We start from the raw sequence: 22,644 nt of genomic DNA, 5'->3' as shown, positions 1-22,644 counted from the left end.
GACTTGCCCGTGCGGCGGCTGGCCGGAGAGGATATGGCGCAACGAATCCTGAAGCTCGTTCAAAGCGAGGAACTGAGACGGTCCAAGTCCGACAAGCTGATTGCGAACTACATTGAACGCAATCTGGGCGAAATCCCGTTCGAGACGGCGCGCTCCATCGCAACCCGCCTCGAACTGTCGCCGATGACGGTCGGGCGTTATCTCAGACGCATGGGCTTTGACGGACTGGATCAGCTGAAGAATGAGCTCCGGCGCGGCAGCTCCAATCCCGCCTGGCAGGTGAAGGGTCCCGTCGACCGCCTCAGGGAGGACATCCGCGAAGGCAAGCTGCTGGCCGGGCTGATCCAGCAGCAAATAGACAATCTTGGCCGAATCTACGAGCTGGCCGCGGCTCCGGAGTGGCAACAGACGATCGATGCACTGGTTTCGGCAAGCGAGGTCTATGTCGCGGCGTACCAGAACGTCCGCGGCATCGCCCAGTATTTTGCCAGCCAGCTGTCCTATACGCGGCCGCGCGTGCAATTTGTCGACGGACTGAACGGAACCTATTCCGAATTGCTCGACGGCTCGGTTGAAGGCCGCGTGCTGTTCCTGCACGACGTCAGACGCTTTGCCGCCAAGGCGCGCCCGCTTGCCATCGAGGCACGGCGAATGGGCGTCAAGGTCGTGCTGCTGACCGACGAGTTCTGCCCATGGGGACCGGAAGTCTCCGACATCTGCCTCGTGGTGCCCGGGTCACACGGTCCGCTTTGGGACGGCTCGGCAACCATCATTGCAGTAATGGATCTGATGCTGAGCAACATCATCGTGCTTCTAGGCGATGAAGTGGGCGAACGCGTCGACCTATTGACCCGACTGCAGAACACGTTCGGCGATTTCGAGGGTTAGACGGGAAAATCTGCAGCGAGGTCAGTGCCCGATCACTCCTGTAACGGCCCCCTAGACCAGCACCAGTCCCTGCCGCATCGCTGTGGCGATTGCATCGGTGCGGTTGGCGGCATCGAGTTTCACCAGGATCGCCGCGACGTGGAACTTGGCGGTGTGTACGGAAATGTCGAGATGCCGCGCGATGACTTTGTTCGATGCACCCTCGGCAAGCAGCGCCAGCACCTCCATCTCGCGCGGCGACAGTCGGATCGCCTCGTGATCCGGCTCACCACCGGCTAAGAGCCCACCATCTGGCCGGCCATCGGTCGAGCCGAGCCTCCCGCCGCGCCCATCCAGATCAGAAGGCGCATCATCGACGACATAACCCGCAGCGGCAAGCCGCACGGCCGCCGCTATCAGTGCTGTGCCGGCGTCCCGCGGCAATACCGCCGCAACAGCCGCTGGTCGGTGCGTCGTTCGGGAGGCGAGCACAATCCGTGCCACACCTCGCGTCAGCGCGCCGCTTTCGGTTTCGTCATCGACGATCGCCACGTCGACGCGGTCGCCTCCGGCCAGGTCTACTGCTGTCACCGGCACCAGCCCGTAATCCTCCGACAGGCGATGGGCAAGCTGCTCGCTCGACGCCATGTCGCCGAGCGCCACCAGAACGAGCAGCCTATGTTGCGTCTCCGGCATGACAGCACCGGGCCCCTCTAGACCAGAGGCTTTTCGCCGATGGTGACCAATACGTCGCGCGTCTCCCCGCCACGCCGGACCGTCAGCGTCACCACAGTCCCCGCACTGTCCGGCCCCAGCCGATGGATCAGGTCGCGCGGCCCGCGTACCGGCTCCCCGTTCCAGGTCGTAACGATGTCGCCGAGCGCAATGCCGGCAGCCTTGGCCGGGCCGTCGTCATCGAGCCCCATGACCATGGCGCCCTGCAGCTGACCATGGTGGATAGGATACAAGCCGGCGCCGAGATAGCCGCGCAGGACGTGGCCTTTCTCGCGCAACGTCGCGACGGTGCGCTCGATCGTCTCGTGAGGGATGACAAGCGCCCGGCGGCGCGGCCCAAAGAGCAGCATCCCGACCAGTCCGCCACCGGCGTCGAGCACCGGTCCTCCCTCGAACCGAGCGCCCGCCACCACCGCGAGATTGATGCGGCGGTCGATGGCGCCGCCACGCCGCGAGCGCCATTCCGGTCCGACCTCGGCCACGGTGCCGAAGACCGCCAGAGGCGACGCTCCGTCACGCCCGGTCGCCACGACGATGTCGCCGGAACGCACCGTCCCGGCTTTCTTGAAGACCGTTCCGACTGCCGCTGTCGCAGGCTTCAAAAGGGCTACGCCGGTCGAAGGATCGCGGCCGATCAATTCGGCTTTCACGGTCTCGCCGCTGGGCAGGGTAAGGTGTAATTCCTCGTCCGGATCGACCGACTCCTCGGCGGCGACGTAAAGGCCCTCTCCCCAGTGGAAGGCGGTCGCAGTCCTGCCATGATGGGATAAGAAGCTCGCAGTCACGGGCGCCGCCTGGCCGGCAATGTCGGCAACTGCATTGGAAAAGGCCGCAAGATCAAACCTGGTCATCACGCGCTCCTGGGTTAGCCCGATAGGGGTTTTCTGAACCCGGATATTGCCACGCCGTATCGCACTTCCAACTCGCCGAACGGCTAGGAACCTGGGGCACTAGCCATCCGGTCAGGTCGCGCCGCGCGGACGCGCACAGCACATATAGGCATCGATTGTGCGACTGATGGCGGCCTGCTTGACGCCTACTCTTCCACCGTCGCCGACGCAGTTGACCGCGTCGGCCCCGCCGTCTGCCGTATCGGTCCCCATGCCGAGGGCAAGGCCGGCGGCCAGGGTTCGGGCTTCGTCATCTCGCCGGACGGCTTGGTTGTCACCAACTTCCACGTCGTCGGCGAGGCGCGTACCTTGCGTGTCGCAATGCCCGACGGCACTTCGGTAGAAGGGCGTGTCCTTGGCAGCGATGCCGATACCGACATTGCCCTGGTGCGTGCCGACGGACATTTTCCCGACATCGCTCCGCTCGGGGATTCCAAGCGCCTGCGCCGCGGCCAGATCGCCATCGCCATTGGCAACCCGCTCGGCTTTGAATGGACGGTGACGGCCGGCGTGGTGTCGGCCTTGGGCCGGTCGATGCGCGCCGTGAGCGGCCGGCTCATCGATGACGTGATCCAGACCGACGCGGCGCTCAACCCGGGCAACTCAGGTGGCCCGCTGGTATCGTCGGCCGGCGAGGTGATCGGCGTCAACACCGCCACGATCCGTGGTGCCCAGGGCATCGCCTTCGCCGTCGCCTCGAATACGGCCAATTTCGTCATTGCGGAAATCATCCGCTTCGGGCGCGTACGCCGCGCCTTTATCGGCGTATCGGCCGACACGGTCGCCCTGCCGCGCCGCACGGCGCTGGCCGCGCAGGTTACCAGCCGCACGGCAGTGCGCTTGCGCTCGGTCGAAACAGGCGGACCGGCCGCGAAAGCCGGGCTGAAGGAAGGCGACATTATCGTCGCCATCGACGGTCACGCCGTTGGCGGCGTAGACGATCTGGTACGCACGCTGGACGCCGAAAAGATCGGCAAGGAAACGACGTTTGCCGTGGTCGGCCGCACCGGAGTTGTCCAGGTGGTTGTCACGCCGGCGGCGCGCTCCTGACACGAAGGCCCGTGGCCTCGCTACGCTTCGGTCGGTCTGTCACCCGGTTCCTCTAGAAGATCCGGTGCCGCTGCGGAAGCGATTTCAGACCGCTCACGATAGAGTGTGGCGCGAGCGAGCAGCATCAGCGTTACCGGAGTGGTGATGCTCACAAATACGCCGATCAGCAGTTCCGGAAAGACAAGACGCGAACCGAGGACAGAGAAGAGTAGCGAGGACGCCAGCACGATAGCGCCGGTGCCCCAGCTCGTGCCCAGCGTAGGCGCATGCACCCTCTCGAAAAAGGTGCGGAAGCGCAGCGTGCCAATCGCGCCGATCAAGGTCAGGCTGGCGCCCACCAGAACCAGGAACGCCGTCAGCAGCGCGGCCCAGGCGGGAAGTGCCTCGGCATGGGTCATTCGATCACCTCGCCGCGCATGAGGAATTTTGCGAAGGCGACCGTCGAGATGAAGCCGAGAAGGCTGATAACCAGCGCCGCCTCGAAATAGAGCGAGCTGCCCGTTCGAATGCCAAAGGTCAGCACCAGGAGCATCGCATTGACATAAAGCGCATCGAGGCAAAGCACGCGATCCTGCGCGCGCGGCCCGCGGATGAGCCGGTATGTGTTGCATGCCATGGCAACCACCAGCATGAGCTGCGCGATGGTCACGGACCAGACCAGGATGGTCGCACTCATTCGAAAATCTCCCGCAGCGTCGCCTCGTAACGGTTCTTGATCAGGTCGATCCACTCCTGCCGCTCGACCAGGTCGAGAACATGGATGAGCAACTCGCCGGTGGCCGAGTCATATTCGACCCAGGCAGTGCCGGGCGTGCTTGTGACGATACAGGCAAGGACTGCCAGTCCAGTCTGATCGCGCAGCTCGAGCGGGATCGACACGAACCCCGGGCTGCGCGCACGCCGCCTCAGGATGACCGAGGCCACGGCGAAGTTGGACTTCGCGATGTCGATCAGGACGATACCGCAAAGCCACGGAATGAGCTGCCAGCGCCGCAGCCTCGGCTTTGAAGGCTCAAGTGCGGTCATGGCGCGCGATGCACCGGCAGCCACGACAGCTCCCAGGAGCAAGTGCCCGAGCGAGAATGAATTCAATAGCATCCACACGACGGTCAGCGCGGCGGTGAGAACCGGATATGGCAGGATATGTCTCATTGCGCCTGCCCTGCCTCGTTGGCGGCTTCAGGCAGAACACTGCCGACATAGAGGCGCTGGTGGTGCAGGGCATCCGCCACCGCATCGGTGTAGCGCATCACGTTGCCGGCCTGGGCGGTCATGGCAACGCAAATGCCGATCAGCAGAATGACCGGCGCGATCTCCACCACCAGCACCCGGGGTACGATGACCTCCAGTGGCGCCCAGAATGTACGTATGCCGGTTCGCATCATGGCAAGCAGCACGGCAAGTCCCGACAGGATCAACAACGCCGTCAATGTCCAGCCCATACCGCCCGGGCCCGTTGTCTGCGCCCCAAGGCCTGCCGGGTTGAAAATGGCATTGATCAACGCGAACTTGCCGATAAAGCCCGACAGCGGCGGTAGCCCGGAGAGAAGCAGGGCCAGAAGCCCGAAGCAGATGCCGAGAATGGCGAGCGCGCCCGGCATGACCACGCCGACCTCTTCCTGCTCGTCTTCTTCCGGCTCGACATCGTCGCCATAGGCCTCCATCGTGACGGTCAGCAGGTTGGCGGCGGGCTCCTGCGCGCGCTCGACCAGCTCGACCATCAGGAAAAGCGCGCTTACCGCAAGCGTCGAGGTCAGAAGATAAAACAGCGCCCCCGACACGGCCGCCTTGTCGCCGAGACCAACCGCGGCCAACAGCGTGCCCGAGGAGACCAGCAGGCTATAGCCGGCAAGCCGGCCAAGCGACTGTGAAGCGAGCACGCCGAAAGCACCGAACGCGATGGTGGCCATGCCGCCGATCAGCAGCACCTCGCCGCCAAAGCCCATGAGCGCACCGGCCTCTGCCCCGAACAGCAATAAACTGAGCCGCAGCAAGACATAGAACCCGACCTTGCTGAGGATGGCGAAGAGCGCGGAGGCGGGAGCGGAAGCCGCCATGTAGGTGGTGGGCAGCCAAAAGCACAGCGGCCACATGCCGGCCTTTATGAGAAAGGCGACACCCAGGATGGCCGAACCTGCGGCAAGCAGGCCCTGGTTTTCCGGCGCAACCTCGGGAATACGCTGAGCCAGATCGGCCATGTTCAGCGTGCCGGTCACGCCGTAGATCAGGCTGACGCCGATCAGGAACAGCAGCGACGCCGCAAGATTGATCGCGATGTAGTGCAGGCCCGCGCGCACCCGAAAAGTACCCGAACCATACAACATCAACCCGTAAGACGCCGCCAGCAGAACCTCGAAGAAAACGAATAGGTTGAACAGGTCCCCGGTCAGGAACGCGCCGTTCACACCCATCAGCAGGAACTGAAACAACGTGTGGAAATGCGGGGCCGCCTTGTGCCAGCGCGCAAGCGAAAACAGCAGCGATGCCACGGCGAGCACCGACGTCAAAGTCACCATCAGGGCCGAAAGCCGATCAAGCACCAGCACGATGCCGAAAGGCGGCGCCCAGTCGCCCAGGCGGTAGACATGGACAACCGGCGCCCCGGCAACATCGACCAGGCGCAAGAGCCAGATCGACAGCACCAACAGCAATGCAGTGGCTGCAATGTTGATGCCGGCCTTCAGGCTGTGCCGACGCTCGTCGAACAACAGCAGGGTGGCCCCCGCCGCCATTGGCAGCAGGATGGGCAGGACGGGAAGATGCGCGGCGAAATCCATCAATGTGGCTCCCGCCCATCGACATGGTCGCTGCCGGTCAATCCGCGCGATGCCAGCAGCACGACAAGGAAAAGTGCCGTGGTGGCAAAACCGATGACGATTGCGGTCAGCACAAGCGCCTGCGGAAGCGGATCCGCATAGTCTGCCGGGTTGATGGCGCCGGCACCGTCGAGTACGGCGGCTGCGCCGCTGTGGAGCCTGCCCATGCTGAAGATGAACAGGTTGACCGCATAGGACAGCAGCGACAGGCCAATGATCACCTGATAGGTGCGCGGCCGCAGCAGCAGCCAGACGCCGGAGCCCGTCAGCACGCCAATGGCAATTGCAAGTGTCAGCTCCATCACGACTGCTCCTCTATCCGGGACGCGCGCAGCCTGCGGACCGATTGGTGGGCCAGGGCGATCAACATGAGTACGGTCGCGCCGACGACGAGCGACAGGACACCGAGGTCGAAGAGCGAAGCGGTAGCGAGTGGCACCTTGCCGATAAGAGGCACATCCACATATTGCGCGTATGACGTCAGGAACGGCTTGCCGAAGAACCAGGCTCCCGCACCGGTCAGAAGTGCCGTCAGCAGGCCGCCGCCTATCCAGGTCACCGGCAGGATGCGCAACCTGTCTTCGACCCAGATCGTTCCGGCCGCCATGTATTGCAGAATGAACCCGGCGGCCATCGCCACGCCGGCCGCAAAGCCGCCGCCCGGCGCGTCATGGCCGCGCAGGAACAGGTAGGCCGAGAACACGATGACGACAGGGAACATCCACTTCATGATGACCGAAGGCACCAGAAGATAGTCGACCGCAGTTGCGCCCGGCTGGCGATCGGGGTGCGCCTCGTCATAGGCGCGCTGGATTCGCTGCTGCTCGGGCCGCTCGACGGTGTCCGGCGCCGGCCTGAACCGGCGCAGCAAGGCAAAAACCGTAAGTGCCACAATGCCGAGCACCGTAATCTCGCCCAGCGTATCGAAGCCTCGAAAATCGACGAGGATGACGTTGACGACATTGCGCCCGCCGCCGCCGCTGTAGGCATTTTCGAGGAAAAAGTCGGAAATGGTCTGCGGCAGGGGTCTTGTCATGACCGCATAGGCGACGATCGTCATTCCCAGACCCGCACCAACGGCCATCACAAGATCGCGCAGGCGCCGCAGCCTTGCCATGGGGCCGGTGGCCTCGCTCAGTCCCTGGAACCTCTTCGGCAGCCAGCGCAGACCCAACAATATGAGAACGGAGGTAACGATCTCGACGACAAGCTGGGTGACAGCGAGGTCCGGCGCCGACATCCAGACAAAGGTCATGCAGGTGACGAGCCCGGTGCCTCCGAGCAGGGCCAGCGCGGCCAGGCGGTGGAATTTGGCCTGGTAGGCCGCCGCGACGGCGCAGACCACGCCCACCGCCCACATGCCGGTAAAGGCCCAGTCCATGCCCTTGAGGCTGATCGGCGCCAGATCGACCACGCCGCCGAAGAGCGACAGGAATGCCGCGGCGAAAGCGCTGAAGACGACAAGGCGCAGCTGCGGCTGCAAGCGGCGAGTGCCCAGATTGGTCTCGACGAAGCGTGCCCAGCGCCACGAAACCGTGACCATCACCTGCTCGAAAATGCGTTGCGCCTGGATGCCGCTGAGCAGGAAAGGCCCGTCCGAGCGTTCCAGATAATTGCCGATCAAAATGTAGAGCAACGCTCCCGCAACCAGCGCGACCAGGCTCATGATCAGGGGCGTGTTGAAGCCATGCCAGACGGCAAGGCTGTATTCGGGCGTAGCCGATCCCAGCACCGAGGTGACCGCGATGTGCAAATAGGGTCCGATCGTCAGCCCCGGTGCGATGCCGACCACCAGGCAGGCGATCACCAACAAGGTCACGGGCAGGCGCATGAAGAAAGGCGGCTCATGAGGCGCGCGCGGAAAACTCTCCGGGGGTGCGCCGAGGAAGATGGAGTGAATGAGCCGGATCGAATAGGTCACCGCCAGCGCACTGGCGAGCACGGCGGCGTAGGGTGCAATCGTGTCCAGCCAGGAATCGGCATGCGTTTCGACCGCCTCGGCGAAAAACATCTCCTTGGACAGGAAACCGTTGAGCAGGGGAACGCCGGCCATGGCCGCACTCGCCACCATCGCAAGCGTGCCGGTAATCGGCATGAAGCGGAACAGCCCGCTCAGTTTCCTGAGGTCGCGCGTGCCGGTCTCGTGATCAATGATGCCGGCAGCCATGAACAGCGACGCCTTGAAAGTCGCATGGTTCATGATGTGGAAGATGGCGGCAACCAGGCCGAGAGGGCTGCCGAGGCTCAGCAGCAGCGTGATCAGGCCCAGATGGCTGATCGTCGAGTAGGCAAGCAGTCCCTTGAGGTCCTGCTGGAACATGGCGAGATATGCGCCGACGACGAGCGAGGCCATGCCCGCCAGCCCGACGATGGTGAACCATTCAGGTGTGCCGGACAGGACTGGCCACAGGCGCGCCAAGAGGAAAACGCCGGCCTTCACCATCGTCGCCGAATGAAGATATGCCGACACCGGCGTCGGCGCGGCCATGGCATTGGGAAGCCAGAAATGGAACGGGAACTGGGCACTCTTGGTGAACGCCCCGAGCAGCACGAGCAACAGCGCCGGCAGATAGAGAGCATGGCCACGGATCAGGTCGCCGGAAGCCAGCACGCGGTCGAGGTCGTAGCTTCCGACGATGTGCCCGATCACCACGACGCCGCCCAGCAGACCAAGGCCTCCGATCGCCGTGACGGTCAGCGACATGCGCGCACCATCGCGCGCGGACTGATTGTGGTGCCAATAGCCGATAAGCAGGAAAGATGTGACGCTGGTGAGTTCCCAGAAGATTACCAGCAGGATTAGGTTGCCGGAGATGACGACGCCGAGCATCGCCCCCATGAAAGCCTGGAAGAAGGCGAAGAAGCGCGGTACCGGATCTTCGGCTGACATGTAATACCGGGCGTAAAGGACAACCAGCACGCCGATGCCGCTGACCAGGAGCGCAAACAGCCAGGCAAAGCCGTCGAGCCTGAGTGAGACGGAAAGGCCAAGGCTGGGCACCCATTCGAAGACCGAGCGCACCACTTCATTGTCGCGGACGGGAACATAGAGGAGCCAAACCGTCACATGGCAGGCCAACGCCACGGCGCCGGCAATGATGCCAGCGAGATTTCGCGCCTTCGAGGCCAGCATGATGGTTATCAAGCTTCCCGCGAAAGGCAAAAGAACAAGCAGCGTCAGCAAGGCGGTATCGATGTCGATTTTCCTGAGTGCCAGAGGGGAGATTCTAGGCGGTGTCTAAACCTATCTTCACCTTTCCTGACAATGAGTAAAGCAGCCGCCGCCATAGCCTCGACATCGCCTGGGCGTCATGAGCCACACAGGCGCGCAAGGCGACGCAGCCCTGAAAGCGTCGTTGCCGGCATTATCGCCATGGCGTGAGAACGGCGAGCCTGATGCGGCGACCATCGAAGGTCCGCCTCAGGCGAACAATTCCGCGTGATCGAGTTTCATAGCACGACTCTTTGGCGACGTGTGGGGCTGGGCAAAGTTACTGAGCGGAGCCAATCATTGGACGGCGGACGCGCAGCCTGCATCGCCGTGCTGGAGCTAGCCGCGATTGCCCTTGGGCCTTGGCATATTTCCGTGTTCAGACGGGCTAAACCGCCACCATATGACCGCCGGAGACTTCTCGGAAATGGCGCGCGGGAACCTGATAGTCGGGCGCGCGGATCGGGCTTTTCAGCTCTTCGGCCGCCGTCATGCGCTTTTCGTTGCGACGGTCGGGGTCTGGAACCGGCACCGCCGCCAAGAGGCGTCTGGTGTAGTCGTGCTGCGGATTGCCGAAAACGGCGGCACGCGGGCCTATCTCGACGATTTCGCCCAAATACATCACTGCGACGCGATGACTGACGCGCTCGACAACGGCCATGTCGTGGGAGATGAACAGGAAAGCGAGGTTGAGGCTCTGCTGCAGGTCGAGCATCAGGTTGATGACTTGCGCCTTGACCGAGACATCGAGCGCAGAGACGCTTTCGTCGGCGACAATGACTTTCGGCTCCAGCGCAAGCGCGCGCGCGATGCAGACGCGCTGCCGCTGCCCGCCCGAGAATTCATGTGGGTAGCGGCTCGCCATGTCGGGCGACAGGCCGACCTTGGTGAGCAGATCGGCAACAAGCTCACGCCCTTGTTTTGCCGTGCCTATCCTGTGCTCGAGATAGGGCTCGGCAATCGCCTGTCCGACCGTCATGCGCGGGTTGAGCGAGGCGAACGGATCCTGGAAGATCATCTGCACGGATTTGCGCATCTGCCGCATCTGGTGCCTGTCCATTGCAAGGATGTCCCTGCCGTCGATCGCAACCGCCCCTGACGTGGGCTCGATCAGGCGCATGATGGCACGACCGGTGGTCGACTTGCCGCAGCCGGATTCACCAACCAGCGACAGCGTTTCGCCGGCAAACAGATTGAAGGACACGTTCTCCACCGCATGGACACGCCCGCCGATCCGGCCGAACAGGCCGGTGGGAATGTCGAAGCGTTTGACCAGGTTCTTCACCTGCAGGACCGGCTTGCCGCGATCGACGGTGTCGGGCGTTTCCTGGGGCAGGGTGAACTCGCCCGTCGAGGTATTGACGACAGGAAAGCGCAACGGACGGTCGCGTCGTTCCATCGACCCGAGCACCGGCACGGCTGACAGAAGCGCGCGGGTATAGGGATGCTCGCCGCGATGGAAGATGTCGGCTGTGGCACCCGTCTCCACTTGATCGCCGCGGAACATGACGACAGTACGGTCTGCCACCTCCGCGACCACGCCCATGTCGTGCGTGATGAACAGCACCGACGTACCCTGCTCTTCCTGCAACAGTTTGATCAGGTCGAGGATCTGTCCCTGGATGGTGACGTCGAGCGCCGTCGTCGGCTCGTCGGCGATGAGCAGCTTCGGACGCGAGGCCAGCGCCATGGCAATCATGACGCGCTGGCGCATGCCGCCCGAGAACCGGTGCGGATATTCGTCGAAGCGCGAGGCGGCGGAGGGAATGCGGACCTTTTCCAGAAGTCGGATGGTCTCCGCCCGGGCATCGGCAAAAGATATGGCGTTGTGGCACAGAAGCGCTTCGGAGATCTGGTCGCCGATGGTGAAGAGCGGATTGAGGCTCGTCATCGGTTCCTGGAAGATCATCGCGACGTCGTTGCCGCGCACCTGTCGCATCTTGTCTTCGGGAAGATCGGTCAGGTTGCGTCCGTTGAGAATGATCCTGCCTTCGATGCGGCTGGTGTCGGGCGGCAACAGGCGCATGATCGACAAAGAGGTCACGCTCTTGCCGGACCCGGATTCACCGACAATGGCGACCGTTTCGCCCGGCGCGACGTCGAAGGAAATGTCGCGCACCACATTGCGCCATTTGCCGTCGACCAGAAACGAAGTCGTGAGATTCTGAACCGACAGCACCGGGTTGACGGTCTGGTCGAGCCTGGATGTCGCAACGCTCATGATCTCTCCTCCCTGAATTGGTCGACAAGTCGCCCGGTCAGTCCGGCCAGCGCAGCAGGCCGTCGAAGCGATGGCGGCTACGGTTCTCGAAAGGCGTGGCGATGATCTCGTTGGAAGCGCGCGCCCTGTCGAGCTCCTCGGCCAATCGCCTGGCCACAATCGTCTCCTGGCCGGGATGCAGGTTGCAGGGGTCGAGATAGAAGTAGTGATGCTCGACCTCATGGTCGCGCACGATGATCGGCTGGTCGCCCGCGGCCAGCACCGCTGCCAGATCCCAGGCAGTGATATGCGCCTCCTGTGCGCTGATGTTGACGCGCAGCCGGTCGAGCGGGTTCTTCGTCGGGTCGGGCTCGATCACGGCGTGGACGCCGGGACGGCCGTCGAGCGTTTCCTTCCAAAGCATGAGATAGCCCGTCTCGCGTTCGCGAATACCTGCATGGTCGCGCTTCTCCCAGGCTTCCAGCGCGGCCATGACGCCATAGACGCTTTCCTTGCCGACCTTCATGCCGCGGCCGATGCCGAGGTTCTGCAGGAAGGCGTGGCGGACAAGGTCCTTGCAGCCGGCGACGATGCCGGAGGTCGGCCCGCCCAAGAACTTGTGGCCTGAATAGAGAGCCATGTCGGCCCCCTGCGCCAGGAAGATGCGCAGATCATATTCGGACGCCGCGTCGACGATGACTGGCACGCCTCTGGCATGGGCGATCTCGACGAACTCGATCAGGTTGAGCAGGCCGTAGTCGACCACATGGTGCGACACGACATAGACTGCAGCAGCCGTCTTGTCGGTGATGGCGTTCTCCATGTGGAAGCGATGGGTAGATGTCGCCTGCCCGATGATGACAGGCTTGGCGCCCGCCAAGCGGATGGCCTGGTCGACCGGCGCGCCATAGCTGATGATGTGTCCCATCTGGACAATCACTTCATTCCTGGCAGGCGTCACGTCCGGCAACCGCTCGATCGCCAGCAAATTGTCGCCAGTCATGGCGCCGGCAACGGCCAGCGAGATGCCGGCCGAGCACGACGCCGTCACATAGCCCGCCTCTGCGCCGGTCAGGCGGGCAATCACAGCGCTTGCCTTGCGCTGGAGATCGTTGATTTCGACAAACTGCGGCAGGATCTCGCCCATCGCGGCGATGGCTTCCGGCACGACAATCGAGGCACCGAGACTCGTCATCGTCCCCGACACATTGATCACAGGTCGCAGGCCGAGCTTGCAGCGGATGTCTTCTGTCATTTTCCCCTCCCGTGCACTGGCAAGCGTCGGCTTTCGGGTCGACAAGCTATGCCATAATAATGTAATATGCTGTTCTGGTTAGCAGGAGCACGCCCTTGGACGCGATATCTCGACCCGCCGATGCCGAGACCGCTGGAAACGGTGGCAAGCGCTCCCGGGTATCGGGCATCGATCGCGCCCTGCAGGTGATCGACTATCTCTACGAGACCGGCGAGCCAGCTGGCGGCTATGCCATCGCCAAGGCGATCAAGGCGCCGCTCTCGACCGTCTACGTCATCATCGACGACCTCGTCGAAAAGAACATGCTGGCGCGAAGCCCCGACGGGACCATCTGGCTTGGCGCGCGGCTCTACCACTATGGCCTCGCCTATGCGCGCTCGCTCGACTTCATGGGTGTTGCCAACCGCGAAATGCACGATCTGTGCCGCGACGTCGGCGAAACAGTCCAGTTGTGCGGCCGCGAGGGCGACCACATGCTGGTGCTCGCCATGGCGGACGGCCCGAGCCCCTTCCAGGTCGCCTCGCGCGTCGGTACGCGCGTGCCGCTGAACTGGACCGCGTCCGGCAGGCTGCTCGTCGGGCACCTGCCAGAGGCCGAGCGCATCGAACTTTTCAGGCGCTGCGCCCGCATGTCGCCGACCGGGCGTGCCGAGGTGGACGCCACCGCCCTGTCGGCCGCCGCGGGAAAGGCCTTCCAGCAGCGGCTTTCGATGCAGATTGCCGAGTCCGATTATGCAGTGGCCTGCATTGCCTCGCCGGTCTGCGACCGCGATGGCAAATGTGTCGCCACGATCTCCATTGTCTTGCCGGAGCAGAAGGTCCTCTCCGACGAGAGCCATTACACCGACCGCGTGCGCGCCTCCGCCGAGCGGATCGAAACCACGATGGGTTGGCGCGACCGCTAGCGTCATCGCTCAGTTCCTGAGTGCCACGATAGCTTCGATCTCCACCGTGATGTTGCCGGGCAGAGACCCGAAGCCGACGGCCGAGCGCGCGTGGTGGCCGGCCTCGCCAAAGACCTCGATGAAGAGATCGGAGCATCCATTGATGACCTGAGGGTGGTCTTCGAAGTCAGGGGCGGCATTGACCATCCCGAGCAGCTTGACGACCCGCTTGACCCTGGAGAGATCTCCGAGCGCCTCCTGCATGACCGCCAGCAGGTTGATCCCTACAAGGCGGGCATGCTGGTAGGCTTGGCTTACACTGACGGCGTCGCCGACCTTGCCGGTCCACAACGTGCCATCCACCTCACGCGGCCCCTGCCCCGAGAGATAGAGCATGTCACCCTCGCGCACATGGGTGACGAAGTTGGCGACCGGCGGCGGCGCCGGTGGAAGCTGAACACCCAGCATGATCAGGCGGTCGGCGGGGCTTGAAGTTGCGGAAGCAGCGATGTCTTGGGAGGCGGTCAATTCAGGTCCAGTCTCTGGGGTCATGTTTCAGCGCCACGAAAGGCCATGGCTGTGGCGCACGAGCTTGCGGGCGCGGGGCACGTATCGGCTGGCCGTGACGGCCTCCGATCCGATGATTGCGTAGCGAGGCTCGAACAGGCGCTTGAGCCGGGAGATATCGCCGTTCGAGTCGGTGACCTCGAGGTCGCCGTCAACGAGATCGAAGATGGTGAAATCGGCACGCGCGCCGACAGTGATCGACTTCGGCATGTCCAGCTTGATCGCCGATGCCGGCGCATGGGTGACGGCTTCCACAACCCTGTCGAACGGCATGCCGACCGACAGCAGCTTGGACATCGTCGTCGCGAGATCCCAGACCGGGAAATTCATCGAATGGCCGTGCAGGTCGGTCGAGATCGAGAACGGCATCAATCCACGCTGGATCGCAGCCTCGGCAACCTTGAAGGAAAACGACGCGCCGCCATGGCCGATGTCGAGCCGCACGCCTTCGGAAGCACAGCGCTCGGCAAGCGTGAACAGGTCCTCGTCTTCCATGATGCTAGAGCCGGCCTTGCCGTTGAAGCAATGGGTGACGATGTCGCCGGGCCCGAGGATCTCCAGCACCTCGTCATACAGGGCCGGCGGTTCGCCGACATGGACCATCATCGGCACCTTCAGGATCTTGGCGATCTTCTTGCCGAGCTTGACCGGGGTCACGCCCCACGACCCCGTGATGACATGGCTGGCCCGCACCTTGATGCCGACGATGTGCTCGCTGTTGTCGGCATAACACTGCAGGATGCGATCAAGGTCGATGTCCTTGATGTCGCGCAGTTCCGGGACGCGATTGCAGGCGACAAGGCCGATGGACCCCAGATTCAGGAACGCCTTGATGCGTTCGCGCGCGGGCTCGATGATGTATTCGCGAAAGCCGTGAAAGTTGGACTCGCCGGCGGAGCCCGCATCGACAAGCGTGGTGACGCCGCGCTCGGCCCCACATTCGGAGGGCCGGATCGAGATGTCGGTACCGCCGTACCAGACGTGGACATGCAGATCGACCCAGCCCGGCGATAACCAGGCGCCCTTGGCATCGATGCGTTCCGCACCCTCAGTTGCCTGAAGCGACGGTCCGACGGCAGTGATCACGCCATCCGCGCCAACCAGGATGTCGGTCGTCTGAGCACCGCTGTCGCCAAGGGCGACGGGCCGCACATTGGAAATGAAAAGGGGCCTGCCCGTTTCGATCTTTGGCATCTTACATGTCCTTTCGCAGTCTCGGGTCGAGCATGTCCCTCAGGCCGTCGCCAACCAGTTGCAGCGACAGGACCGAGAGAATGATCGCGAAGCCGGGAAAGTAGGTCATCCAATCGGCCTGCCCGATATATTGGCGCCCGGCGGCAATCATGGTCCCCCAGGTCGGAATCTCAGGGCTGACGCCCAGCCCCAAAAACGACAGGCCGGCCTCGGCCAGCATGGCGCTGGCAAAGAGGAATGTGCCCTGCACCAGGATCGGCGAGACCAGGTTGCGCAGCACATGGCGCGTCATGATGTGGAAGGTCGAGATGCCCATCGACTTCGCCGCCTCGACATAAGGCAGTTCGCGGATGACCAGCGTCGAGGCCCTTACGATACGCGCCAGTCGCGGCGCATAAACGATCGACAACGCCACGATCACCGTGACCAGCGACGGGCCGAGAGCCGCAACCAGTGCGATGGCGAGCAAGATGTCGGGGAATGCCATCATCGCATCGATGAGCCGTGCGATCGGCGTGTCCAGCGAGCGGAAGAACCCGGCCAGCAGGCCGAGCGTCACTCCGATCAGCGCCGACAGCGTGACCACGGCAGCGCCGACCAACAACGACAGGCGACCCGCATAGATGGTACGCGAGAAGATATCGCGGCCGAATTCATCGGTGCCGAACCAGAACAGCTCGCTCGGCGGCTTCAGGCGATTGACGATAGAAAGCTTGGACGGTGAGTAAGGCGCGATCCACGGCGCAAGCAGGGCGAGCAGGACAAACACCGCCAGCACGATGACGCCGAAGGCAACGGTCTTGCGCCTCAACAGTCGCCGCAGGAACAGGAATCGCGGCTCGGGCGCCGGCAAGGATGCTGAATTGACGAGATCGGTCATCAGTAGCGCACCCTTGGATCGACCAGCAGATAGAGCATGTCGATGGCGAAGTTGATGAGGACATAGAGGCCGGCGATGACCAGCAGCGCGCCCTGGATGACAGGGTAGTCGCGCCTCAGCACCGCCGAGACCACCAGGTTGCCGACGCCGGGCAGGCCGAAGACCGTTTCGGTGACGACCGCGCCCGAGATCAGCACGGCGGCCGTCAGGCCGATCACCGTCAGGATCGGGATCAGCGCGTTCTTGAGCGCGTGCTTCAGCACCACCCGCCGCTCGACCACGCCCTTGGCGCGCGCGGTACGAATGTAGTCGTCACCGAGGACATCCAGCATCGAAGCGCGGGTGAAGCGCAGGATCAGCGCCGACGACACCAGACCGAGTGCGGCGGCCGGCAAGGTGAGATGGTACATCCTGTCGAGGAACGCCGCATCCGGCCCGCCATAACCTGACACGGGGAACCACTGCTGCCGTACCGCGAATACCTGCATCAGGATCAGCCCCAGCCAGAAGCTCGGGATGCTGGCGGCCAGCATGGCAAGCAGCGTCGATGCCTGGTCGATGAACGACCCGCGCCGATAGGCAGCATAGATGCCGACGGGCAGGGCGATAACGCAGGCGACGAACAGCGAAAAGACGGTGAGGAAGAAGGTCGGCTCCGCCCTTTCCATCAAGGCTGCCGAAACCGGCATGTTGAGGAAGATCGAGTGACCGAGATCGCCCTTCAGCAATTGGCCGATATAGAGAAAATACTGGACGAAAATCGACTTATCGAGGCCGAGGCGCGTTCTGAGGTCCGCTATGTCCTCAGGCGTGGCATCGGGCCCCAGCATGACGGCGGCGGGGTCGCCTGGCGTGACGCGCACGATCACGAAAACGACGGTCACGACGATGAACATCACGACAATCATTCCGGCGATGCGCTGAAGGATATAGCGTATCATGGCGGTTCCCGTATCCACGCGTCAGGCGCGGCGATGAGCGGACGCCAGCCTGACCGGCGCCCGCAATGCTCAGCGTCTTACTTCTTGATCGAAGCATTCCAGAAGTAAGGCCACGGAGCGGGATCCACGCCTTCGAGCTTGTTGGAGATCGAGCCGACGGCGTTGAAGTTGCCGATCTTGATGAAGGGGACGTCGCCGTAGATGACCTTCTGCACGTCAGCCCAAAGCGCCACGCGCTTGGCGGGGTCGACCTCGGCCGTGAAAGAATCGACCGCAGCCTTGCGCTCCGGTGTGTCCCACCAACCCGGCGCGGTGGTCGACAGCGAACCGATCAGCGCCGGTTCCGGCAGAAACGGGCTGTGGGTGATGTAGATGTCCCACAGGCCCTTCTCGGCGCGGCGCTGGGTCAGCGTCGCCCAGTCCACCACCTGCAGGTCGACATTGAAGCCGGCCAGCTTGAGATACTCGGCGGCGACCTGCGCCATCTTGTAGTGGAACTCGTACTGGCGGCTGGTCAGGATGCGAACCGGCTCACCCTTATAGCCCGCAGCCGCTGCTGCAGCCTTGGCGCCTTCCGGATTGGCGACATTGTAATTGCCCTCGACGCCGGCGTCGGTGCTCCAGGCGAAGGTCGACGGATAAATGTTGCCCTCGAGCGCATAGAAGTCGGTGCTGCCGAAGGCAGCCGCCAACATGTCTTCCATGCTGAGCGCCTGGCGGATCGCCTTGCGCACCTCGACATTCTTCGCCGAGCCTTCGGCAGTGTTGAACACGAACACCGGATAACCGAACGGCCTGAGCAGCAACGGCTGCGTCGCGGATGCGCCCTTCAGCTTGTCGAATGATTCCACCGGCAAGGCGTCGACATAGTCGTACTGACCCGAAACGGCGGACTCGACGCGGGTGTTGGCGTCCGGCACCGGAACGAAGCGGATTTCGTCGAGATAGGCATGGCGCGCGCCGCCATAACCGTCACTGGCCTCCGAACGCGCCTTGTAGCCATCGTAGCGCACGAGCTGGATATACTGGTCGGCCTTGCGCTCCTTCAGCATGTAAGGACCGGTGCCGACGAACTCGGCCATCGTGTCGGCCTGCTTCTCGGACGGGATGACGATGGCCGCCGAGTTGTTGAAGGCGAGCAGCGAGGCCAGAGGCGCATAGGGCTGCTTGAGCGCGATGGTCACGGTCGACGGATCGGTGGCCGTGATCGAGGCAATGAAATTGCCGGCCTGCTTGCCGCGCGAGGCGAGCTTGACCCAGCGGTTCAGTGAGGCAACGACGTCGGCCGAATCCATGTCGGTGCCGTCATGGAACTTGATGCCCTGGCGCAGCTTGATGGTCATGGTCTTGCCGTCGGCGGCGACCTCCGGCAGCGCCTCGGCCAGAAGCGGCGTCACGGTCCACTTCTTGTCGAAAGTATAAAGCGTCTCGAACATGTGCTGCGTGACGATGCCAACCAGGTCGGCAGTCGACGTCATCGGGTCAAGGGTCGGCGGCTCACCGATGGTGGCGACGTTGATCACGCCACCCTTTTCCTGAGCCATCAGATAGCCCGGCGAGGCCAGCAAAAGCGTGGCAGCCAAGGATGCAAGTTTCAGCTTCATCGAACGTCCTCCCTACGTATTCCATATTAATGGCACTTAAGCTGTTATTAGAGAGTACATGAGCGATGCGGGCTGTCAATGGGCGCAACGAAAAACGCGGGCAGTTGACCTTTCTGGCCAAGTATGTCCGAAGCTTCCCTCAGTTCTTACCGTAAGATTTATTTCATTGTTCAGAAGCACTGCCAGCGCAACGCCAGTCCAACAATTGGCATTGGAGCCTGCAAATTTGGCAAGACATTCAGAACTCACAGACCAACTTCAGATTGTCTCCGGAGATAAGCAGAACACCAGCGCAGATCATCGCCAGGCTCGCCAGCGTCAGGATGGGACAAGCCGCGCTTGATGCGCTAGCGTAACCATCTGCTTGTGGCGGCAGGGCTACGGAAGCGATAGCTGCTCAGTCGGCCGGTGGCCCTTGCTTCAGCAGATCATGGACTATGGAGGCTATTCGAGGGCAGCGTCGTAGCCCCCAGCGCCTTTAAGAATCGATACTTCACAGGCATGACACAGGCGATCCAAGGCGAGATCGTTGGCTTCCATTGCAGTTCCGAAAGAGCGCCCGGAACACTTACCGCTGGTGCGCCAAGAGTTTCTGCAAAAATTCAGGCAGACAGAGTGAAACCATGCGTGCGGTTTAGCACATTCTGTCGCACTTAACCGCACGCTATGTCGGCCGGCTATAATGACTGATAATCTTGCATTATCAGTCATCTTGTGATCCCTTGCCAAAATGGCCTCTCACGTCGAGCAAAACCCGGAAAACCGTATTGAGCAGCACTCCGCTCGACGAGAGAGCATGTCTGGAAACGCCATTTTGGTCGACAAGCACGATTCCGACGGCACTCCTGACGAAGATTTGCCCGATATCATCGACGTCGTGATGGCGATGGGGCAGCACATGGAAGCTGTGGCGGAGCCAGAAGCCGTGCATGGCGTGGCTCCCTCCCCTGCTCTGCCGCTCGTCGGGCCTGCTTCGTCCGGCCGGCTTCCGGCTCAGCTCGATGCGCTCGCCGAGCGCGCCCGCGCCTATGTCGAGGCGGCGAGTTCGCAAAACACCCGCCGCGCCTATGCCGCCGACTGGAAGCATTTTGGCAACTGGCTCGACCGCCAGGGTTTTACCCCGCTGCCGCCTGATCCCGAATTGGTGGGGCTCTACATCACAGCCTGTGCATCAGGTTCAGCCAGTGCCAGAAGCACCGCCGCAGAGGCCACGGGCCACAAGGATGCCGTCTCGACCATCGAACGCCGCCTGTCATCGCTTACTTGGAACTATGCCCAACGCGGCCTTGCGCTCGACAGGAAGCATCGCGCCATCGCCACCGTCATGACCGGCATCCGCAACGCCCATGCCCAGCCGCCCCGGCAGAAGGAAGCGATCCTGCCCGAGGACCTGATCGCCATGCTGGAAACGCTGGATCGAGCCAGCCTGCGCGGCCTGCGCGATCGCGCTATGCTGCTGGTCGGCTTCGCAGGTGCCCTGCGCCGCTCCGAGATCGTCGGCCTCGATTGCGGCCGCGATCAGACAGAGGACGGCCGCGGCTGGATAGAATTCTTTCCCAACAAGGGCTTGCTGGTGACCTTGAGAGGCAAGACCGGCTGGCGAGAGGTAGAGATCGGCCGCGGTTCGTCCGACGCCACCTGCCCTGTCATTGCGCTGGGCACGTGGTTGGAGTTCGCCCGCATCGCCCATGGTCCGCTGTTCCGCCGTGTGACGGGACAGGGCAAGAAGGTCGGCCCCGACAGGCTCAACGACCAGGAGGTCGCCCGTCTGGTCAAGCGCGCGGCCCTTGCCGCCGGCGTGCGCGGCGACCTCACGGAGGTCGAACGCGGCAAGCTGTTTGCCGGCCATTCGCTGCGGGCTGGCCTCGCCTCGTCGGCCGAGATTGAAGAGCGTTACGTACAGAAACAGCTCGGCCACGCCAGCGCCGAAATGACCCGCAAATACCAGCGCCGCCGCGACCGTTTCCGTGTCAACCTGACCAAGGCAAGCGGGCTCTAGAGCAATTCCAGCGCAAGAGCGAAGCGGTTTTCCGGCGAGAATTGCACCGAGACTGCAAGATCGGGCCGTTTCCGCTGTTCGAAGAGAACGCTTTGGAACAATAAAATGCGGGGGCTCTGCCTGGGGGGCCACCAAAGCTGGTGCATGCAGAACCCTGGCTTCCTCCCCTGCCCTGACCGCCCGGTAGCGTTCTGCGCATGCAACACCAGCAAAGCCTGCCGGTCGGTCTTACTGCAACTGAGTTTTTCCTTGCAAATACGGAATCGGACTCCATAAATGCAAGGATGATTACGCGCAGAATTACCCCTGAAGTCCTCGAATTGCTCGACAGCTCGCCTGCCGTGGCCTTGCTGGGCCCGCGCCAAGTCGGCAAGACCACGCTTGCGCTGGAGATCGCCGAGACACGGCCCTCGATCTACCTTGATCTCGAATCCGATGCCGATCGCACCAAATTGACCGAGCCCGAGCTCTACCTTGCCGGCCATGAAGACAAGCTCGTCATCCTCGACGAAGTCCACCGCCTTCCCGGCCTGTTCCAGAACCTGCGCGGGCTGATCGACCGTGGCCGGCGCAGCGGATTGCGCACGGGGCGCTTTCTTTTGCTCGGCTCGGCCTCCATCGACCTGATGAAGCAATCGAGCGAAACGCTTGCCGGGCGCATCGCCTATCTAGAGATGCACCCGCTCGACGGCCTCGAAGTTCCGCCCCAGGATATCTCGACGCTCTGGGTTCGCGGCGGCTTTCCCGAGAGCTTTCTCGCCGCCAACGATCGCGCCAGCCTGCGTTGGCGACAGGATTTCATCCGCTCCTACCTTGAGCGCGACATCCCGATGCTCGGCCCGCGTATTCCGGCCGAAACCCTGCGCCGCTTCTGGACCATGCTCGCCCACCACCAGTCCGGCCTGCTCAATGCAGCCGAATTCGCCCGCGCGCTCGGCATCGACGGCAAGACGGTCGCGTCCTATCTCGACCTCCTCGTCGACCTGCTGCTTGTCCGCCGCCTCGAGCCCTGGCACGCCAATGTTTCCAAGCGCCTGGTCAAGTCGCCCAAGGTCTATGTGCGCGACAGCGGCCTCACCCATTCGCTTCTCGGGCTCGGAACGCAAGAACAGCTCCTCGGCCATCCCGTCGCCGGCGGCAGCTGGGAAGGCTTTGTCATCGAAACCCTGTCGGCCGCCGCCCCTTCAGGCACGCAGATGAACTTCTATCGGACCTCGGCCGGGGCCGAAATCGACGTCCTGCTTACCCTGCCGGGCGCCGCCGTCTGGGCCATCGAGATCAAGCGCAGCCTGTCGCCCAAAGTCGAGAAAGGTTTTCACATGGCGAGCGAAGACATCAAGCCCGACCGCCGCATCCTCATCTACCCGGGCACGGAAACATTTCCTTTGCCCCACGATGTAGAGGCCATGCCGCTGACGGCGGCTGCGGCGGAGCTGTCAAAGCTCCACTGACACTCACCCCGCCTTGGCCTGGACCCCTCCCCTGCCCCGCAGCAGGGCCATCAGCACCGGGCCGATCGAGAATTCGCCCGATCGTGCCTTGGCGGTCAGG

At 63.1% G+C, this 22,644-nt stretch carries 20 protein-coding genes; 5 read left to right on the top strand and 15 right to left on the bottom strand.

The window, feature by feature from the left end; translation table 11 throughout:
* The first annotated feature begins 33 nt into the window (after positions 1–33).
* The gene (locus NDO48_RS28225; RefSeq protein WP_018431046.1) at positions 34–888 is read left to right on the top strand and encodes a MurR/RpiR family transcriptional regulator; all 855 of its coding nucleotides are present in this window, start codon (positions 34–36) and stop codon (positions 886–888) included.
* A gap of 51 nt (positions 889–939) precedes the next feature.
* On the opposite strand, the gene NDO48_RS28220 is transcribed toward NDO48_RS28225, so the two are convergent.
* Together NDO48_RS28220 and NDO48_RS28215 are read right to left on the bottom strand one after the other, a co-directional pair.
* Complete coding sequence (locus NDO48_RS28220) at positions 940–1,563, bottom strand: helix-turn-helix transcriptional regulator (protein WP_018431045.1); 624 nt, start codon at positions 1,561–1,563, stop codon at positions 940–942.
* 17 nt (positions 1,564–1,580) lie between these two features.
* Complete coding sequence (locus NDO48_RS28215; protein WP_018431044.1) at positions 1,581–2,453, bottom strand: S1C family serine protease; 873 nt, start codon at positions 2,451–2,453, stop codon at positions 1,581–1,583.
* Between the two features lie 144 nt (positions 2,454–2,597).
* Here NDO48_RS28215 and NDO48_RS28210 point away from each other — a divergent pair, with 144 nt between their 5' ends.
* Positions 2,598–3,542 carry a S1C family serine protease gene (locus NDO48_RS28210; protein ID WP_267322840.1) on the top strand — a complete coding sequence of 315 codons (945 nt, stop codon included), beginning with the start codon at positions 2,598–2,600 and terminating at the stop codon, positions 3,540–3,542.
* 20 nt (positions 3,543–3,562) lie between these two features.
* Here NDO48_RS28210 and mnhG read toward each other — a convergent pair whose 3' ends face one another.
* The 8 genes from mnhG to NDO48_RS28170 all read right to left on the bottom strand — a co-directional run bounded on the left by mnhG (position 3,563) and on the right by NDO48_RS28170 (position 13,024).
* Positions 3,563–3,940 (bottom strand): monovalent cation/H(+) antiporter subunit G, encoded by a 378-nt coding sequence (gene mnhG, locus NDO48_RS28205; RefSeq protein WP_018431042.1) that lies wholly within the window; start codon positions 3,938–3,940, stop codon positions 3,563–3,565.
* Positions 3,937–4,218 (bottom strand): K+/H+ antiporter subunit F, encoded by a 282-nt coding sequence (locus NDO48_RS28200; RefSeq protein WP_018431041.1) that lies wholly within the window; start codon positions 4,216–4,218, stop codon positions 3,937–3,939. The genes mnhG and NDO48_RS28200 overlap by 4 nt, the downstream gene beginning before the upstream one ends.
* Positions 4,215–4,694 carry a Na+/H+ antiporter subunit E gene (locus NDO48_RS28195; protein ID WP_018431040.1) on the bottom strand — a complete coding sequence of 160 codons (480 nt, stop codon included), beginning with the start codon at positions 4,692–4,694 and terminating at the stop codon, positions 4,215–4,217. Before NDO48_RS28195 ends, NDO48_RS28200 begins: the two co-directional genes overlap by 4 nt.
* The gene (locus tag NDO48_RS28190; RefSeq protein WP_018431039.1) at positions 4,691–6,319 is read right to left on the bottom strand and encodes a monovalent cation/H+ antiporter subunit D; all 1,629 of its coding nucleotides are present in this window, start codon (positions 6,317–6,319) and stop codon (positions 4,691–4,693) included. Before NDO48_RS28190 ends, NDO48_RS28195 begins: the two co-directional genes overlap by 4 nt.
* Positions 6,319–6,660 carry a Na+/H+ antiporter subunit C gene (locus tag NDO48_RS28185; protein ID WP_018431038.1) on the bottom strand — a complete coding sequence of 114 codons (342 nt, stop codon included), beginning with the start codon at positions 6,658–6,660 and terminating at the stop codon, positions 6,319–6,321. The genes NDO48_RS28190 and NDO48_RS28185 overlap by 1 nt, the downstream gene beginning before the upstream one ends.
* On the bottom strand, positions 6,660–9,491 hold the full coding sequence (locus tag NDO48_RS28180) for a monovalent cation/H+ antiporter subunit A (RefSeq protein ID WP_416377226.1): 2,832 nt from the start codon (positions 9,489–9,491) through the stop codon (positions 6,660–6,662). Before NDO48_RS28180 ends, NDO48_RS28185 begins: the two co-directional genes overlap by 1 nt.
* A 466-nt stretch (positions 9,492–9,957) precedes the next feature.
* Positions 9,958–11,790: an ABC transporter ATP-binding protein gene (locus NDO48_RS28175; protein WP_267322834.1), complete on the bottom strand. Its 1,833-nt coding sequence runs from the start codon at positions 11,788–11,790 to the stop codon at positions 9,958–9,960.
* 37 nt (positions 11,791–11,827) lie between these two features.
* Positions 11,828–13,024 (bottom strand): aminotransferase class V-fold PLP-dependent enzyme, encoded by a 1,197-nt coding sequence (locus NDO48_RS28170; protein ID WP_018431036.1) that lies wholly within the window; start codon positions 13,022–13,024, stop codon positions 11,828–11,830.
* A gap of 95 nt (positions 13,025–13,119) precedes the next feature.
* Here NDO48_RS28170 and NDO48_RS28165 point away from each other — a divergent pair, with 95 nt between their 5' ends.
* Positions 13,120–13,929 carry an IclR family transcriptional regulator gene (locus NDO48_RS28165; RefSeq protein WP_018431035.1) on the top strand — a complete coding sequence of 270 codons (810 nt, stop codon included), beginning with the start codon at positions 13,120–13,122 and terminating at the stop codon, positions 13,927–13,929.
* Between the two features lie 9 nt (positions 13,930–13,938).
* On the opposite strand, the gene NDO48_RS28160 is transcribed toward NDO48_RS28165, so the two are convergent.
* The 5 genes from NDO48_RS28160 to NDO48_RS28140 form a co-directional block, all read right to left on the bottom strand.
* Complete coding sequence (locus tag NDO48_RS28160) at positions 13,939–14,376, bottom strand: RidA family protein (RefSeq protein ID WP_051092017.1); 438 nt, start codon at positions 14,374–14,376, stop codon at positions 13,939–13,941.
* 87 nt (positions 14,377–14,463) lie between these two features.
* On the bottom strand, positions 14,464–15,669 hold the full coding sequence (locus NDO48_RS28155; protein ID WP_018431033.1) for an amidohydrolase/deacetylase family metallohydrolase: 1,206 nt from the start codon (positions 15,667–15,669) through the stop codon (positions 14,464–14,466).
* Position 15,670: 1 nt separating this feature from the next.
* On the bottom strand, positions 15,671–16,549 hold the full coding sequence (locus tag NDO48_RS28150; protein WP_018431032.1) for an ABC transporter permease: 879 nt from the start codon (positions 16,547–16,549) through the stop codon (positions 15,671–15,673).
* Entirely contained in the window at positions 16,549–17,490 is a 942-nt protein-coding gene (locus NDO48_RS28145; RefSeq protein ID WP_018431031.1) for an ABC transporter permease, read from the bottom strand. The genes NDO48_RS28150 and NDO48_RS28145 overlap by 1 nt, the downstream gene beginning before the upstream one ends.
* Before the next feature lie 77 nt (positions 17,491–17,567).
* Positions 17,568–19,094, bottom strand: coding sequence for an ABC transporter substrate-binding protein (locus NDO48_RS28140; RefSeq protein WP_018431030.1), 1,527 nt, complete (start codon positions 19,092–19,094; stop codon positions 17,568–17,570).
* Between the two features lie 796 nt (positions 19,095–19,890).
* Here NDO48_RS28140 and NDO48_RS28135 point away from each other — a divergent pair.
* Both NDO48_RS28135 and NDO48_RS28130 read left to right on the top strand, forming a co-directional pair.
* Complete coding sequence (locus NDO48_RS28135) at positions 19,891–21,093, top strand: site-specific integrase (protein WP_051092005.1); 1,203 nt, start codon at positions 19,891–19,893, stop codon at positions 21,091–21,093.
* Between the two features lie 284 nt (positions 21,094–21,377).
* Positions 21,378–22,544, top strand: coding sequence for an ATP-binding protein (locus NDO48_RS28130; RefSeq protein WP_040457333.1), 1,167 nt, complete (start codon positions 21,378–21,380; stop codon positions 22,542–22,544).
* The last annotated feature ends 100 nt before the right edge of the window (positions 22,545–22,644 follow it).

The sequence above is a fragment of the Aminobacter sp. MET-1 genome (assembly GCF_026521175.1).
Taxonomy (GTDB): Bacteria; Pseudomonadota; Alphaproteobacteria; order Rhizobiales; family Rhizobiaceae; genus Aminobacter.
Note: the sequence above shows the minus strand (reverse complement) of the source record. Positions and strands in the feature narration are given on the sequence as shown.

Bases quoted from the DNA above. Each gene is read 5' to 3' on its own strand.
- NDO48_RS28225 (WP_018431046.1), top strand. From the start codon at position 34: ATGGCGCAACGAATCCTGAAGCTCGTTCAAAGCGAGGAACTGAGACGG.
- NDO48_RS28220 (WP_018431045.1), bottom strand. From the start codon at position 1,563: ATGCCGGAGACGCAACATAGGCTGCTCGTTCTGGTGGCGCTCGGCGAC.
- NDO48_RS28215 (WP_018431044.1), bottom strand. From the start codon at position 2,453: ATGACCAGGTTTGATCTTGCGGCCTTTTCCAATGCAGTTGCCGACATT.
- mnhG (WP_018431042.1), bottom strand. From the start codon at position 3,940: ATGACCCATGCCGAGGCACTTCCCGCCTGGGCCGCGCTGCTGACGGCG.
- NDO48_RS28200 (WP_018431041.1), bottom strand. From the start codon at position 4,218: ATGAGTGCGACCATCCTGGTCTGGTCCGTGACCATCGCGCAGCTCATG.
- NDO48_RS28195 (WP_018431040.1), bottom strand. From the start codon at position 4,694: ATGAGACATATCCTGCCATATCCGGTTCTCACCGCCGCGCTGACCGTC.
- NDO48_RS28190 (WP_018431039.1), bottom strand. From the start codon at position 6,319: ATGGATTTCGCCGCGCATCTTCCCGTCCTGCCCATCCTGCTGCCAATG.
- NDO48_RS28185 (WP_018431038.1), bottom strand. From the start codon at position 6,660: ATGGAGCTGACACTTGCAATTGCCATTGGCGTGCTGACGGGCTCCGGC.
- NDO48_RS28180 (WP_416377226.1), bottom strand. From the start codon at position 9,491: ATGCTGGCCTCGAAGGCGCGAAATCTCGCTGGCATCATTGCCGGCGCC.
- NDO48_RS28175 (WP_267322834.1), bottom strand. From the start codon at position 11,790: ATGAGCGTTGCGACATCCAGGCTCGACCAGACCGTCAACCCGGTGCTG.
- NDO48_RS28170 (WP_018431036.1), bottom strand. From the start codon at position 13,024: ATGACAGAAGACATCCGCTGCAAGCTCGGCCTGCGACCTGTGATCAAT.
- NDO48_RS28160 (WP_051092017.1), bottom strand. From the start codon at position 14,376: ATGCTGGGTGTTCAGCTTCCACCGGCGCCGCCGCCGGTCGCCAACTTC.
- NDO48_RS28155 (WP_018431033.1), bottom strand. From the start codon at position 15,669: ATGCCAAAGATCGAAACGGGCAGGCCCCTTTTCATTTCCAATGTGCGG.
- NDO48_RS28150 (WP_018431032.1), bottom strand. From the start codon at position 16,549: ATGACCGATCTCGTCAATTCAGCATCCTTGCCGGCGCCCGAGCCGCGA.
- NDO48_RS28145 (WP_018431031.1), bottom strand. From the start codon at position 17,490: ATGATACGCTATATCCTTCAGCGCATCGCCGGAATGATTGTCGTGATG.
- NDO48_RS28140 (WP_018431030.1), bottom strand. From the start codon at position 19,094: ATGAAGCTGAAACTTGCATCCTTGGCTGCCACGCTTTTGCTGGCCTCG.
- NDO48_RS28135 (WP_051092005.1), top strand. From the start codon at position 19,891: ATGTCTGGAAACGCCATTTTGGTCGACAAGCACGATTCCGACGGCACT.
- NDO48_RS28130 (WP_040457333.1), top strand. From the start codon at position 21,378: ATGATTACGCGCAGAATTACCCCTGAAGTCCTCGAATTGCTCGACAGC.